This window comes from Labrenzia sp. THAF82, from assembly GCF_009363435.1.
Lineage (GTDB): Bacteria > Pseudomonadota > Alphaproteobacteria > Rhizobiales > Stappiaceae > Roseibium > Roseibium porphyridii.
In genome coordinates, this window is the sequence record NZ_CP045354.1 from 3821551 (window position 1) to 3836874 (window position 15324).

The window sequence follows — 15324 nt, forward strand, 5'->3', positions numbered from 1 at the left end:
GCCCCGGAAACTCGGTCCTAGCGTTTGTGTCCTGTGTGCAGTTTGTTCTCCATGAATATGGAGTACCGCGACATGCCGAAGCAGAAGACAAAGAACACAATGGCTGCAAAGAGATAGCCGGTATGACCCTGGCTTGGTGTCGACCAGGTCGGATCCGTGAAGGATGACTGGATCTGACCAAGCAGGTCGAACATGCCGACAATCAAGACCAGCGTGGTGTCTTTGAACAGACCGATGAAGGTGTTCACAATGCCCGGGATCACCAGTTTCAAGGCCTGTGGCAAAATGATGAGATACATCATCGGCCAGAACCTCAGTCCTAGTGCCATCGCACCTTCATACTGACCCTTGGGAATAGCCTGCAGGCCACCACGGACCACTTCCGCCATATAAGCTGCAGAGAACAGTGTCACACCAATGAGCACACGCAGCAATTTGTCGAAGGTCACGCCTTCCGGTAGGAACAACGGCAGCATCACGGAAGACATGAACAGAACCGTGATAAGCGGCACACCGCGCCAGAACTCAATGAAGATGATGGAGACCATCTTGATGATCGGCATTTTTGACCGACGGCCAAGCGCGAGCGCAATCCCGAGGGGCAGCGAGGCAACGATACCTGTCACCGCAATGACGAGCGTGACAAGCAACCCTCCCCAGCGGGCTGTTTCAACGATCGGCAGGATCACGGAACCGCCAATGACCAGACCGGTCAACAGGAAGTACGCCACGATCGGGAAGACCACCAGAAACAGGATGGCATTGGTGCGTTTGAAAGGTGCACTTGGCCAGGCAAGCGGCACCAGAAGCAGAATGAACAACGCGTAGACGATGTTTACCCGCCAGATTTCATCAGTGGGATACCGTCCGTAGATGAACTGCGGAAGATAGGCTTTCACGTAGGCCCAACAGGCACCGCCATGCGCACCGTCCTGGGGAAGGCATGCCTCGCGGTTCTCGCCATTCCAGACTGCATCGACTAGTGCAAACTGAACGAAGGGTGCCACGATCGAATAAGCGATCAGAATTCCGACGACCGTCAATATGGTGTTGCTTATGGATGAGAACAGGTTCTGCCGCATCCAGCCAATAACACCGGTGGTCGAGACCGGCGCCGGCAAAAGCGGCGCCTCCTCGGTTCTTATCTGGAACATTTTTGTGTCTGACATGATCAAGCGCTCCTTACCGTTCCACGAGCGCCATGCGCTGGTTATACCAGTTCATGAAGGCGGATGTGAGCAAGCTGAGCGAAAGGTAAACTCCCATCCAGATGCCAATGATTTCGATTGCCTGCCCTGTCTGATTGAGAACCGTGCCACCGACGGACACAAGGTCCGGGAAGGCAATGGCTACAGCCAGAGAAGAGTTCTTGGTCAAGTTCAGATACTGACTGGTCAGCGGTGGAATGATCACGCGCATTGCCTGCGGGATGACGACCAAGCGCAGTGTTGGACCGTTACGCAGCCCCAGCGCATGAGCGGCTTCCGTCTGACCATGCGAGACAGCCTGAATGCCTGCACGCACAATCTCGGCGATGAAGGCGGCGGTGTAGATCGCAAGAGCAGCGGTAAGAGCCAAAAACTCCGGTATGACGTTGATACCGACATTCAACTCAAAACCACGACGCAGGATTGGTCCGGTTTCAACGAAGTTGGGATGCTCCCAATACATCGGCATGCCCATAACGAGGTAAGCCAGCACCGGCAGACCGACGATAAGGCCGACAGCAGTCCAGAACATCGGGAATTGCTGCCCGGTGGCATCCTGGCGCTTGTGAGCCCACCTGGAGATGACGATTGAGGCAATGATGGCCACGATCAGCGCAATGCCGATCATATGGGAACCAGGCTCCCAGATCGGCTTTGGCAATCTCAAACCACCAATATTCAAGTGGATGGTATCAAACAGCGACCACTTTTCACGCTTTCCCGGAACAGCGCGCAAAACCGCGAAATACCAGAAAAAGATCTGTAGCAGCAGCGGGACATTTCGGACAAGCTCAACGTAGCAATATGCCAGCCGGCTGATGACCCAGTTGTTGGAGAGCCGCGCGATCCCGATGACGAAACCGAAGATCGTGGCAAAGAAGATGCCGACAACGGCAACAAGTATTGTGTTGAAGAGACCGACCAGAAGGGCCGTGCCGTAACTTGATGTTTCCGAATAGGGAAACAAAGACTGAATGATGCCGAAACCGGCAGTGTTTTCCAGAAAACCCCAACCAGAGGCAATGTTTTGCCGTTCCAGGTTGGCTATCGTGTTCGTAACGATGACGTATCCCAAAGTCACCAACGCGACGATCAATACCAATTGGTAAAAAAGGCCACGGGCTTTGGGATCGTTCAACAGCGAAGCACGCGCCGGCGCCCCCGCCGAGTCCTGCTCCATTACTGACATAGAACCTCGCCCAAGTTGTCACGAAAGAGCCCGGCACGAAGCCTCTCCTCTGACGTGTCCATATCTGCTTCACGTCTTGCGCTTTTGCGCTCCCCAGTCGGCGAAAGCAGATTGTTCCCCCACGCGTTACTGGATTATTCCAGTTTTGATGCGCGGAATTTATTGAGGGTTCCGGCAGTAGACCGCCGGAACCCCTGAAATCCTCAAATTACAAGAGGATTAGCGGATCGGCGGAGCGTACATGAAGCCGCCAGCATTCCACAGTGCGTTAACACCGCGGGAGATGCCGAGCGGAGTGTCCGGACCAACGTTTGCGTTGAAGGACTCTTCGTAGTTACCGACGTTCTTGATGATGTTGTAAGCCCAGTCATTGGACAGGCCGATAGCTTCACCGAACGCACCTTCTGCGCCAAGCAGACGCTTGACGGACGGGTTGTCGGAAGCCTTCATTTCATCAACATTTGCAGACGTAACACCGAGCTCTTCAGCGTTCAGCATTGCGTTGAGGGTCCACTTTGCGATGTTGAACCACTCATCGTCGCCTTGGCGAACAACCGGACCCAGAGGCTCTTTGGAGATGATCTCCGGCAGAACCATGTGGTCGCCCGGGTTGGTCAGCTTCAGGCGCTGAGCATACAGCCCGGAAGCGTCCGTGGTGTAAACGTCGCAACGGCCGGCGTCATATGCAGCAACAACTTCATCTGCTTTTTCGAAAGCGACGATTTCGTACGGCATGTTGTTCGCACGGAAGTAGTCAGCAACGTTCAACTCAGTCGTCGTGCCCGTGTTTGTACACACGGAAGCGCCGGAGAGTTCCAGAGCGGACGTAACGCCGAGGTCCTTGCGAACCATGAAGCCCTGACCGTCATAGTAGTTCACACCAGCGAAGTTCAGACCGAGCTGAGTATCGCGGGACATGGTCCAGGTGGTGTTACGGGACAGAACGTCAACTTCGCCGGACTGCAGAGCGGTGAAACGCTCTTTAGCGGACAGCGGAGTGAATTTAACAGCGGACGCGTCACCGAATACCGCAGCAGCCATTGCGCGGCAAAGGTCAACGTCAAGCCCGGTCCAGTTCCCCTGAGAATCCGGATTAGAGAAACCCGGCAGGCCCTGGCTCACGCCACACTGAATGAAGCCTTTTGCCTTGACGTCTTCCAGCGTCGTTGCACCCGCAGCCGTCGTTGCGGCGACTCCCATAGCAGCGCCGAGTACGAGCGGAAGGATTTTATTGGACATGGATATGCAGCCTTTATTTGTTACCCATACTTTGTCTTGTCGGGCTTATTCGGAAGACGTCTTCCCTGTCTCGCTATCCGGACAGTATGCAGCCTTGCTGACTGTTTCCTCCAGAAGTCTCCCGTCCCAACCCAACGACCCCATACGATGGCATTTAGCCGTTCGGGTCAAGTACTTGCTGCAGTTATCTCGTCAAAATTCTAGTGCCTTGGAACAATTGCCACTGAAACAGCTGCACAAAACACGAACATGTCTAAAACGAAATCATTCAATGCCCAAAAAGAGTTCAATCCATTTAATTCCCGCAACGTCACCGTTAACTTTAGCTTGAGTTTTATGGGATGCGATCACTACTCTTGAGCGCAACAACCCGGTTGCAGGCGATGGTCGAATGACTAAAGTGTCGCTTCCTGCCCACCGTCAGGTTGTGGCGTTACCCAGATCAGCATTCAAGAGCATCCATGTCATCGCAAAAATCCACTTCGGCTCTCAAAGCCGACACCAAACTTGCCCATGCAGGTCGAGACCCACTGGCATTTCACGGGTTCGTCAATCCCCCGGTGGTTCATGCTTCGACGGTTTTGTATCCTGACACCAAAACTCTTGTGACGGGACAGCAGACCTACTCGTATGCTCGAAGAGGAAATCCGACGACAGATTCGCTTGAAAGCGCACTTGCGGAGATCGAAGGGGCGGCAGGCGTCAAAATTGCAAACTCTGGGCTGAACGCCATCGCGCTTGCCGTTCTTTCCTGTGTGAAGGCTGGCGATCATATCCTCATTGCCGATACGGCTTATGGACCGACACGCCATTTTGCCGACACGGTACTGCCAGGTCTCGGCATCACAGTCGAATATTACGCCCCTTCGTTGGGTGAAGAAATCAGGTCTCTATTTCGACCGGAAACAACAGCGGTCTTCACAGAAGCTCCCGGTTCACTAACCTTTGAAATGCAGGACGTTCCAGCCATTGCTGCCGCGGCACGCACGATCGATGCAACTGTCCTGATGGACAATACTTGGGCGAGCCCGCTGTTTTGCCAACCTTTGTCGCTTGGTGTGGATCTGTCGATCCAGGCCGGCACCAAATATATCGTCGGTCATTCCGATGTCATGCTGGGCACTGTGGCTGCAAACGAGCGTGCATGGGGCAAGCTCCACACTCTTTATGGTGCCATGGGCTGTCATGCCGCGCCAGACGACGTCTTCCTGGGTCTTCGCGGACTTCGCACGCTTTCGGTGCGGCTAGAGCGCCACCAACGCAACACGATGGAAATCTTGAATTGGTTGAGCGGACGGCCTGAAATTGGAGCTCTCAAATACCCTGCCCTTGCAAACGACCCGGGCCATGAAATCTGGCGTCGGGATTTCAGCGGCAGCTCGGGGCTTTGCGCATTTGACTTCGTGTCAGGCACCAGTGAAGAGCAAGCGTTCAAATTTTTGGACACACTTACACTTTTTGGTCTTGGGTTTTCTTGGGGTGGGTTTGAAAGCCTGGCCATTCCGGTTCGATTGAAGGGTCAAAGAACTGTTGCGCCATTCGATCCAGACCTTCAGTCGGTTCGTCTGCATATCGGCTTGGAAGATCCGGAAGATCTCATCAAAGATATGGAACAGGCTTTGACCGAGGCATTCGACTAATCGGCAAAAAATTTACCGAAAATATTGAAGACGCTGTGGGTGAACGCTCACAGCGTTGCAAGCTCTTTTGCCCTCAATCGCGATCGTTCTAGACCCAGCGGCTGCTCACTTGCCTCAAATCGTCGGGTCGTTGCGCTTTTCTTTGAAGATAAGCCAGAGGTTTCGGAAATAGATCAGCAAGCCCAGGCCCTGCCCTGCAATGAAGACCGGGTCCTGACGTTGAATGGCGTACACCAGAAGCAAAGAACCACCCGAAATGGAAAAGAACCAGAACGCGACTGGGACGATGGATCTGCCAACCCTCTCCGAAGCTATCCATTGAATGACAAAGCGCATCATGAACATGAACTGAGCAACAAAACCCAGCACGATCCAGAAATCGAATTGCTCGACAAAAACGGCGTTTAGCCAATCAACAAGAGCGTTCATGAGGCAGGTCCAGTCAGGTTCTTCGGGCCAATTGCCCGGCAACTTGGTCTATTTGAAGCCAGAATGCGGTGAGGATCAGGTCAGAGGACGGACTTGAGGAATTTTTTTCCTACGGCGTCGCAACCACCAAACACCGAAGAGGTCCAGAACACCGACAAGAGCGCGGTCGAATATTCCATATTTCGAGGTTCCATGTCGACGTTCTCGATCCTGAACATCGATATGTGTCACCCCATATCCTTCGCGGATTACGAGGGCCGGTAGAAAACGGTGCCAGCTGTCGAAATAAGGCAGTTGAAGGAAAACTTCCCGACGAAGAGCCTTCAGGCCACACCCGCTGTCTCGAGTGTTGTCTTTCAAAATGCCCCCACGCAGTTTGTTCGCAAATTTCGACGCATAGCGCTTGGCAAGGCTTGCCTTTCGGCCGAGCCTTTGTCCGGCCGCAAGAGCAACGGAGGGGCCCGCTGCATTCAAGGCATCCAGAAGATCGGGTATGTAAGCCGGATTGTTTTCACCATCGCCATCGATGGTGGCTACGACATCTCCGCGCGCATGTAACAAACCGGTGCGCACGGCGCAGCTTTGACCGCAGGACGTTTCATGCCGCACGGGCCTTAACCAGTCATGAGTCGCTGCATAGTCCTGGAGAACAATGTCCGTGCCGTCGGAAGATCCATCGTCAATGACGATCACTTCAAATGAATGACCAGACAGGGCCGTTTCGATTTCATTCAAAAGGATCGGCAGATTTTCTGCTTCGTCTTTGGCAGGCACTACCACTGTTACGGCCAGCGCCCCTTTGTTGGCGGCGACGGCTTCCAGATAACTTTGTGTCATGCGCTTGTCCGTTCCGTCTGCTCTGCCGCCGACTGCTCCATCGGAACGCGATCAGCCCCACGTTGACCACGCAGAACCTGCCACACTGCCCGCACGCAAGCGCTGGCAGACCTGACATTCATGTTCGGTTCTATTTTTCCGGCAGCAGACAGATGAAAGCCGATCCTGCGTCGTGCCAAGGCGCGGACAGTGAAGAATGTGAAGGTCATACCGAGCAACGTTCCGGCGATGACATCGCTTGGATAGTGAGCCCCAACCATGACCCGGCTGAAAGCGAGCCAGAAAGCAGCCGCTATGATCAGCCAGCGATAGGCCGGAAAAATGAAAGCCAACGAGGTTGCCAGCGCTGCGACTGTGGTCGAGTGACCGGAAGGAAAACTCGTGAAAGTTCCATCGAACGCCAGAAAATCGAACCGAACCGGCCCTACTTCCTCATAGAGTTTTGGCCGCGCCCGTCCGAGCGACCACTTGAAGGCAATCGCCAACAGGCCTGTTGCGGCAACGGAATAAAAGATGAAGGCGCTGTAGGTGAAAATCGACCCGATTGCCATTCGCAGCCGGAAGGCATACCGGCCGGCGTCCAGGGCCAGGAGAAACAGGCACGTCACACCAGTACTGATTAGGATCCAGTCTGCCTTGCCGAAATCGGTAACAGCACGGAATGCTGATCTGTATTCACCCGGCAGAGACTGTAGCCAGGGATAGGTCGGAATATCGAATGCCACCACTGCAATCCCGACGGTCAGCAGCAACACAGCCAGGATGTCCTGAGGTCTTTGTCCAGGCGGCAACGGGTCACGGTTCTGCATCGCCCGGCCCTTTCGACCGGAAAGCAGGATAGCAGCCCGACGCATGTTCCCGCGCATGCGTGCAAGAATATGCCGGACATAATTACTGCTGTTCTGCATCGCTTTCTTCTGTACCTGTGACCGCTTTGACATTCTGATAAAGCGCGATATCGACGTCATCGCCACCATTGATATTGAGGCCGTCTACCCTTTTTCGAACCTCGGGCACAAGGCCAATCTCCTTGGAGGCCGCCAAAAACGCAGCTTCTTCCCGGCTTTCTATGACAGCAATCCGGCAAGATCCCTTTTCAGCAGATGCAGCTTCATTCAAAAACTCGGCCGCATTTTTGGGTGAAATGATCTTTGTTGCAGTGCCCTCGAGGAAGATGAAACTGGGTTCGTGAAAGCCAGAAGTTACGACCTGTCGGCGAGAAGCATCCGCACAGCCAGGAACCTCGTCGAGCGCAGCCACCAGGCGTGGGCTCACCCAGATCGGTGTGAGTGCCGGACCGACAAAGCCCCAAACGCCGATGGCAGCACAGACGGCAGCCATTGTGACCGCAGGCAACGAATAGAGCGCAGGACCACGAAGGATCCTTGAAGCTGCTGCAACTGCGAACATTGCGCCAAGAGCGACAATCACGGCACCCGGAGGCGATGGCCAGGTGCCAAGTACAAACGGACCTGCAAATGACGCCACTGCCAGACCAAGCGCAGGCACCGCAAGAAGTATCGCCGCAATCCAGCGGACCGATTTCTTGGAATTCGCCCCTGCCCCCTCAATCAGCGCGGCAGCAACCGGTAAGGCAAGCGCTGGCAAGAGCGGCATCGTGTAGTGAGGCAATTTGGTCGCGACAAGCTCGAAGATCACCCAACTCGGCAGAAACCATGCTGTTGCAAATACCACCAGCGGGCTTTTCCGCTCGCGCCAGATCAAAGGCAACGCAATCAGGAAGAATGCCGGCAACGGCCAGAACACGCCCAGCATCGCGCCAAGATGTGTTAGCGGCGGCGCTCCGTGGCTTTCCTGCCCTTCTCGAACCTTGCCAAGAAGGTCCTTTCCGATCGCTTCGGTGAAGAAGGCTCCGTCTGTTGCTATCCAGATGGCAACCAACCAGGGTGAGACAAGCAAGATAGTCCAGACAAGGCCGACGAGCGGAGAAGCAGCCCTGAACCAGGCGAACTGACGCTTCATGGCCATTAGACCGACAATTGTAAGACCGATGACCATCGGGCCGACAGGCCCCTTGATCAGGATACTTGCGGCAAATGCTGTCCAAAAAACAAAACTCAGCGTCCACAATCGTTGGCTCTGCTGCTTCAGCCAAATCCGCGCCAGAGCCCCTTGCGCAATGATGATTGTTGCCAGTAGCACGGCGTCAGTCTTCGCTAGCCTTGCTTCAACACCCACAATGATAGCAAGCGCCGTAAACCCTCCCACAAGCAACGCGCCGGCTGGCCCCATAAAGGCACGAGCGAGCCAAAATGCAGCGAGAACGCTAATGGTCGAACCTATTATCGACGGCAACCGATAGACCCACAGCGGGGCCTCGGCATCCTTGCCGGATATCTTTGCTGCCGCAGCCTGTAGCCAATAGATGCCGACGGGTTTCTTGTGGCGGGCCTGTTCCTGGAAGCGAATATCGATGTAATCCTGCGTCTCAAGCATTTGCTTTGTTGCCTGAGTAAAGCGCGGCTCGTCACGATCTAGGGGTGGAACTGTCCATTGACCAGGAACAAACAGCACGAGAGACAACAGCAGAAGCAGAAACGGTGCGGTGATATCGTGACCGAAAATGTGCAGCCAAATCGGCTTCTTCGGTTTTGGAAGTGGCGTTTGAGTGTCTTGTTCTTGACCGTCGTTTACTGACGTTTGCTCAGACGACGCATCTTGCTCGTCGGAAGAGACCTCTACCTGGTCCTTCGGCTTTACAGTTTCATCTGCCATCTGGTTTCAATTCCGATGTCTCACTCAAGCCACGCCCGCCAGCCCGTTGCCACAGAGCTTCTCCTACATGAGCTTTTCAAAAAGGGAAACAAGAGCTTGCTCTGAGCGGTGTGTTCGCTATCGTCCATTTTGTTTTTTCCTCACTTGAGTCCCAAGGTTTCCCATGACTTTGATTGCCCATATGACCGACCTGCACCTGAGACCAAGAGGCCTGGCGTGCTATCGGGTTTCAGACACGAACATGTTTGCCGAACGAGCCATTAGGTCTTTGAAGTCTCTTGATCCACAACCGGATGCTCTTGTCATAACCGGGGATCTGACCGACCGAAGCGACCCGCGTGAATATGCCGTTGCACGAGAACTGCTCTCCCGTCTCGACATGCCGGTCTTCCTTCTGCCTGGTAATCACGACAGCACCAGCGGCATGCGGCGTGAAATGAGCAGTTTTCCGGGGATCTCCGAAACGGGCGACGGCAAGATCTGCTACACCGCAAAAATTGGCAATGTACAGTTGATCGCACTGGACAGCCATTTGCCTGGAAGTCCTAAGGGTGAGCTGGGTCCCTGGCAACTGGCATGGCTGGACTCCCGTTTGAAGGAAACGCAGGTTCCAACACTGCTTGCCCTGCACCATCCACCGGCACTCTCCGGCATCGTTCACATGGACAACATGGGTCTGGTTGACGCGGACGCTCTGGCGGAGGTCATAGCGCCACATGCCCATGTTGAAAGGATCATTTGTGGTCACCTTCACAGGCCAATCATTGCCAGTTTTGCCGGAAAGGTGATGACGCTTGCTCCCAGCACCGGTCATCAAGTCGTTCTCGACCTGACAGAAAACGGGCCAGCCTTGTTCAATTTCGAGCCCCCAGCCTATTTTCTTCACTACCATTCTGAGGCGACGGGAGTGGTTTCTCACATGGCATATGTTGAGGCGTTCCCTGGCCCCCATCATTTCTTTGCCGATGAAGGTGTTGTATGGCCGGGTGACGAGGCATGATAGAAATCGCTCGTGCGAAAAGGCTCGGCCTATGGCCAGGCATGTTTATCTTTTTGGCTCTTGTGCTCACGGCCTGCGGAGCATTGCCGGGCGGCAGTGAACTTGAAGACAAGACCATCCTTACAGATCAGACCGTCGATAAATCTCAAATGCTGTCGATGATAAACACATATCGACAACAGAACGGGCGTCCGCCGCTACGTCACGATCCGGAACTTGATTCTGTATCGCAGGACATGGCACGTCACATTGCCGAACGTGACAGCATGGACACGTGGGCACACAGCGCTTTCGGTCTGTCTCAAAGATTGGATAAAGCCGGATACGCAAACTATGCAGGGGCGGAAAATCTCGGCGCTGGATATGCCGATCTGAATGCTGCCTTTCAGGGGTGGCAGGGTTCTGAGGGGCACAACAAAAATCTGCTCAACCCTTATGTAACCCGCGTCGGTATCGCGCGGACCAATCGCAACACCGGAAAATGGCGAAACTTCTGGGTCATGACCTTGTCGCGTCCTAATGAAGACGGGCGGCCAACGGCGCGTTAGCTGTCAAAACCCCTGATCCATGAACGAAAAAATGGCGGGGTCGCCCCCACCATGAGTTTCTTCCAGAGATCGGGTGATCCGAGGACCACCCGGACGCCGCACTAAACCTGAGTACGAAAGTCATGTTTTTAGTATCGCGCGTGCGCTACATTGTCAAATGACGATTTCAAAGCCTGTTAGAACGGAAATGGCCTCGACGCGAACTCTTCCTCTGTTCCTGGTGTCGCTCTCAAACCGCGCTCAACAACACCCTCATAAAGGCGTCTTTTGCCAAATCGCGGTTCCCAAGTGCAAAGGTCCGGTGAAACGAGTTTTACGCAAGGAATTTTCAAGTCCGGGCGCGTGGCATCAAACTCGTAGATACGCAATTTCCGGTCAAAACAGCTTTGCAACAGGTCGTCGCTGGAAAAACTCACTAGCGCCTGCCTCTCATCTGCTGTCGCTGCATTTTCCAGAGGCAAATCGTCAAAGATCGAGTTATTGCGAGCATACGCCAGTTGCCGCGGCACACGTGCAGCCGAACCGCCGCTTTCAGTTTGGGCTGGATATGCCCGATCCATCAAGGCAAGAGAGTTTTCAGCCTGGAGCATTTCCTGCAAAGCGCTTTCGCACGCCTCAACGAGCGTACCAGCTGCCGCCGAACCAATAACGCAGCGCCCACCTGATCCATTATGCGAAACCGCCAGGGCGACCTGAATATCCAAGTCAGTTTCAACCGACAAGACACACCAATGCCGCGATCTTTGGTTTAAAAATTCGATCAGAGAATTGCGCAAGATTTCATTCAAAAACCCCGCCCTCAGAAGAGTTATCCCCAGGCGGTTGTACCATGCTTGCGCGATGGCATCCCTTTCCACCAACTCCCTCAAGGCTCTGTTTCGAGCACCTTCCAGGCTCGACCAAACAGCACAGCCTGCGCTGGAAGCGAAGGACATGGCGCGACCAGATAACTGCTCCAATTCCTTGAAGAGTATTCCGATACTTGGAAACGGCAATACTTCGTCTTTTATAAGGTTTCTAAGGAAGACTCGACGTTGAAAAAGCTCCTCCCAGAACGCTGCGGCATGCGCTCCATTCCGCATCTCTAACTGCAGCTGCGTCCTTGCTGCGCGCTCCTGACGATCACTTAGCCCGATCACGTCCATAAACGCTACCTTTGGTTGTTCGGACTTACCTAAAAAAACCCTTCCGTCTTTATACCCACAAGTCCAAAGGCTTACTCTTTCAGCCAACTCGCCAATACAACTTATAGCTGCATTTTGACGTTCCCAGCCTTGCCCTCCACCGGGAAGAGTTTGAGATGCCCTCTTCGCTTCATCTTCAACATGTTCAACCAGGTTCAACAGACCAGTGCAGAAAGCAACCGGACAAAATTCAACTTCCATAGGAACCAGTTTCACGTCGTGCGAAGTCAGAAAAGGAAGAAAGAGGTGCAGGCTTTGATCGGCTATTTGAATTTCCGAGCGCCCATCATTCGGGCTTTGATGCAACAACCCGACCCGCTGGAGATCGGAAAGAATTTCTGTCGACACATCACGCAACTCAGTCGGAATTTTCGACCCGTCCAACTTCTCCGCCATACCTACCCGCCAACCAAGTTTAAGTATCCATAGGACACTTTGCTTCATCCTATAATTGCAGCACTTGTAGATTATTTGAATTACTATTGAGCCACTATTTAAAATCGAATTTAGTAATTCTCGAAGTCAGTCAAGCGTTAGTAAAGTTAAATTACCCACCAACTTTTACTAAAGTTTGACTGATTTTCAAATAGCCGCGTGACCATCCCAACATTTAACACGGCGCGGCGCAATTTTAACTTCAGGAGGCTCACTATGCACGCCAAAACTACTTCACAGAAAAACCTGGAATTCGGCGCGAAACTCGGTGCAATCATTCAAAATGCTGATGACCGCGCCAAACTGATTGATGATCCGAAAGCAGTTCTCGGCGACCTTGGCGCTGCCTCAGATGTTCAGTTGCTCGCCGACACAGCCGACACGGTTCATCTGGTTATTCCGGCAAATATCGATACAGCCCGAGTTGCTGCAGGCGACGAAACATACTTCGAAGAGCTCGGCAAAGCTGCCTTGGGAAGCTGCTTCTATGAAGATCTGCCTGAGTAATTTTTGATGAAACAGCGCTGTTACCCGGGCAATAGTGTCCGGGTGGCTGCTGGCAAAAGGTTGGTAAAATGGCTCGGTTCCCGCATTACAAAAGAAATACGAAAGCCTTGGGTGAGTTGCTTGCAAAGGCTTCCTTAGACCCAGTTCTCAAAAAAGAATTGGTTGAGAACCCGAATAAGGTGCTGTCAGAACTTGGTCTTCCAGAACAAGCGACAGAGCTTCTTAAATTCAAAGTCGTGGAAGCAGAAACCGATCGATCAACAATTGCCCTGCCTTTCAGATTAAATGGCAAGAAGCTGGCACAATCCAATCCTCAATATCTGTCAGAGCTGGGCCAGCTACTGCAGTAGGCTCACCTACCCTGTTCCTTCAAAAAGGAATTTCTGGACGAGAGCTGCCCCCTTGTCGAAATTTTGACGAACAGTTTTGTCCTGGAAAAAATTCACTCTTGTACGCCATGTGACAGGGTCGGCTGTGAACTCTGGTGCACTATCCAACAAAGCAGCTCTTTGGTTCGTAAAACGCTGAAGTGTCTGTAACGCCTCGTCTTCTCTTCCGGAACAAATCAGCGCAGCGACACGAGTCGTTAAGCCCCCGACACTTAGTCCTGCCCCGCGCTCGATTTGCGTGATTGCGCTTTCATAGTCATCCGACGCGAAGTAGATGTTTGCGAGATACTCATAGAATACACGCGGCACAAACGAGAATAGATTAAAGGCTCGTTCGGCAGTCGCGCGCGCTTCTTCCACGTCTCCGGAAAACGCCAAACCTTCGGCAACAGACATGAGATTTGCCGGGTCTGATGAACTTAGCCTACCCGCATTCTGAAAGGCACGCCGTGCCTCGTCCGGTAGATTAGACAAAATGAGAGCCCAACCATAAACACGTTGGTTGGTTGCTTGCCAAGGATCAAGAATTATAGCCTTCTCAGCCATATTCAAGAGACCGCCCATGCCATCTTGCGTTGTCCTATCATGAAGCGGAAAATGAAGTTCCTGTTTCATGATGATTGAAGCTTTGCCAGAATAGATCATTGAAAACGAACCGTTGGTTCGCTCCAAGTCATTGAGCAATCGCATTGCCTTTTCATCAGACTGTGGAGTGAAATCCCACAGCAATGCTTCGGCTTGGCACCAACGAGCGAAAATTGAGGTGTTGGAGGGATTTCTCAGTCTTGAAGTTGCAAAAGAATGTATTCTGCTGACGACCTGACTTGCTGCCGGAGCGATGCCGTCCCAGAGACCAAGGTCAATGATTTCGTTAAAGACAATTTGCCCGTTGCTGCGGTCCTCAAACTGGATCGCAATCTTTCCACTGCGTTCGTCATGCCTGAACCGCAATTGGTAACTGCCCAATTCATGACCATGAACCAGTGTCGGTTTTGGAAAGTTTTCTTCGCCGAAATACTCCGACTCATAAAGATCGAAAGACTTGAAGGAAGACAGGCCTGAGACAATCTCTTCGCGAAGATGGACTGCATCGTTCAGACCCTTCTTGTGGAGCGATGAAGAGATAATTGAAATCTCAGGAAGCTTGACGACCTCTTCGTTGTTTGAAAGCACACTATGGGTCGCACCAATATCCCCAGGGTGGTGCGAAACGCCAGCTCTTTTGCCTTCGGCTTCTTCCGCAATCAGAAGCGCCCGTGTTTCCTCATCAGGCTCCGCATCGAGATGAAGACGCATTTCGCGCTCGCAGGTCTTGAACTGCTGTTCAGCGCGTTCGGGCTGGCCAAGCTTCTTGTAGAGCCGGATAAGCAGACGGTGAGCGGCTTCAAAGGCAGGATCTATGGTGAGAAGAAACTTGCCTCCGGCCTCAACCTGCTGTCCGCCATCGTCTACAGATATCTCGTCCAGATGCCGAAAGGCGGCTGTTGAAACTTCAGAACGCACGCGTTCGCGTTCAACCTGGATCCAGTCATTCAGCTCCGGGTCAATATCTTCGAAGCCTGCCAGAAACTCTCCGCGCCATAAATCTGTGGCTTCACGAAAATCGGAAGCGCGCCCGTTTTCAAGCAGGCGCATCACCTCGTCCAAATCAGTGTAAAATGCGGAAGATCCAAGTTGAACATGACCAGGCGACGAGCGCACAACATCAATGCCCGCGGCTTCTTCTGCGGTTTTGAGCTGTCGCAGCGCTTGGCGCATCGACTGCATCGCCTTGTGTCTGTCCGTACCGCTCCACAACAGATCGGCCAGTGTCTCACGCGGCGCAGTAAGTCCACTCATCCGGCTCAGATAGGCCATGATTGCCAGGGCTTTACGGGTCTTGACTGCGACCGGCTCCAAGTCCTTGCTCATCAGCAAGGGCCGTCCTAGGCAAGCGAAACAATACGCCTTTGCCATCAATTCCCCGTATTTGAACATCAGCAT

Annotated in this window: 14 protein-coding genes; 5 read left to right on the forward strand and 9 right to left on the reverse strand. The window is 53.2% G+C overall.

The window, feature by feature from the left end; translation table 11 throughout:
• Positions 1 to 17 precede the first annotated feature (17 nt).
• From FIV00_RS17655 to FIV00_RS17665, 3 genes are all read right to left on the reverse strand, one after another.
• The gene (locus FIV00_RS17655) at positions 18 to 1169 is read right to left on the reverse strand and encodes an amino acid ABC transporter permease (RefSeq protein WP_152501982.1); all 1152 of its coding nucleotides are present in this window, start codon (positions 1167 to 1169) and stop codon (positions 18 to 20) included.
• Between the two features lie 13 nt (positions 1170 to 1182).
• A complete protein-coding gene (locus tag FIV00_RS17660; protein ID WP_173006246.1) occupies positions 1183 to 2388 on the reverse strand; it encodes an amino acid ABC transporter permease in 1206 nt (401 codons plus the stop codon).
• Between the two features lie 228 nt (positions 2389 to 2616).
• Complete coding sequence (locus tag FIV00_RS17665) at positions 2617 to 3636, reverse strand: amino acid ABC transporter substrate-binding protein (RefSeq protein ID WP_152501984.1); 1020 nt, start codon at positions 3634 to 3636, stop codon at positions 2617 to 2619.
• A gap of 461 nt (positions 3637 to 4097) precedes the next feature.
• On the opposite strand from FIV00_RS17665, the gene metC reads away from it, so the two are divergent.
• Complete coding sequence (gene metC / locus FIV00_RS17670; RefSeq protein WP_152501985.1) at positions 4098 to 5276, forward strand: cystathionine beta-lyase; 1179 nt, start codon at positions 4098 to 4100, stop codon at positions 5274 to 5276.
• Between the two features lie 114 nt (positions 5277 to 5390).
• Here the strand turns inward: metC and FIV00_RS17675 are convergent, their stop codons facing one another.
• The 4 genes from FIV00_RS17675 to FIV00_RS17690 all read right to left on the reverse strand — a co-directional run bounded on the left by FIV00_RS17675 (position 5391) and on the right by FIV00_RS17690 (position 9278).
• On the reverse strand, positions 5391 to 5705 hold the full coding sequence (locus FIV00_RS17675) for a lipid-A-disaccharide synthase N-terminal domain-containing protein (RefSeq protein WP_152501986.1): 315 nt from the start codon (positions 5703 to 5705) through the stop codon (positions 5391 to 5393).
• 75 nt (positions 5706 to 5780) lie between these two features.
• Positions 5781 to 6542, reverse strand: a complete 762-nt coding sequence (locus FIV00_RS17680) for a glycosyltransferase family 2 protein (protein WP_152501987.1) — start codon at positions 6540 to 6542, stop codon at positions 5781 to 5783.
• Positions 6539 to 7450 (reverse strand): phosphatase PAP2 family protein, encoded by a 912-nt coding sequence (locus tag FIV00_RS17685; protein ID WP_152501988.1) that lies wholly within the window; start codon positions 7448 to 7450, stop codon positions 6539 to 6541. Before FIV00_RS17685 ends, FIV00_RS17680 begins: the two co-directional genes overlap by 4 nt.
• The gene (locus FIV00_RS17690) at positions 7434 to 9278 is read right to left on the reverse strand and encodes a glycosyltransferase family 39 protein (protein ID WP_152501989.1); all 1845 of its coding nucleotides are present in this window, start codon (positions 9276 to 9278) and stop codon (positions 7434 to 7436) included. The genes FIV00_RS17685 and FIV00_RS17690 overlap by 17 nt, the downstream gene beginning before the upstream one ends.
• A gap of 163 nt (positions 9279 to 9441) precedes the next feature.
• On the opposite strand from FIV00_RS17690, the gene FIV00_RS17695 reads away from it, so the two are divergent.
• Both FIV00_RS17695 and FIV00_RS17700 read left to right on the forward strand, forming a co-directional pair.
• Positions 9442 to 10278: a phosphodiesterase gene (locus tag FIV00_RS17695; protein ID WP_173006036.1), complete on the forward strand. Its 837-nt coding sequence runs from the start codon at positions 9442 to 9444 to the stop codon at positions 10276 to 10278.
• On the forward strand, positions 10275 to 10826 hold the full coding sequence (locus tag FIV00_RS17700; protein WP_152501990.1) for a CAP domain-containing protein: 552 nt from the start codon (positions 10275 to 10277) through the stop codon (positions 10824 to 10826). The genes FIV00_RS17695 and FIV00_RS17700 overlap by 4 nt, the downstream gene beginning before the upstream one ends.
• A 176-nt stretch (positions 10827 to 11002) precedes the next feature.
• Here the strand turns inward: FIV00_RS17700 and FIV00_RS17705 are convergent, their stop codons facing one another.
• Positions 11003 to 12406, reverse strand: a complete 1404-nt coding sequence (locus FIV00_RS17705; protein ID WP_173006037.1) for a YcaO-like family protein — start codon at positions 12404 to 12406, stop codon at positions 11003 to 11005.
• Positions 12407 to 12661: 255 nt separating this feature from the next.
• On the opposite strand from FIV00_RS17705, the gene FIV00_RS17710 reads away from it, so the two are divergent.
• Together FIV00_RS17710 and FIV00_RS17715 are read left to right on the forward strand one after the other, a co-directional pair.
• The gene (locus FIV00_RS17710) at positions 12662 to 12952 is read left to right on the forward strand and encodes a hypothetical protein (protein ID WP_152501992.1); all 291 of its coding nucleotides are present in this window, start codon (positions 12662 to 12664) and stop codon (positions 12950 to 12952) included.
• Positions 12953 to 13020: 68 nt separating this feature from the next.
• Positions 13021 to 13302, forward strand: a complete 282-nt coding sequence (locus tag FIV00_RS17715) for a hypothetical protein (protein ID WP_152501993.1) — start codon at positions 13021 to 13023, stop codon at positions 13300 to 13302.
• A 6-nt stretch (positions 13303 to 13308) separates the two neighbouring features.
• Here the strand turns inward: FIV00_RS17715 and FIV00_RS17720 are convergent, their stop codons facing one another.
• Entirely contained in the window at positions 13309 to 15252 is a 1944-nt protein-coding gene (locus FIV00_RS17720; RefSeq protein WP_173006038.1) for a BTAD domain-containing putative transcriptional regulator, read from the reverse strand.
• Between the last annotated feature and the right edge of the window lie 72 nt (positions 15253 to 15324).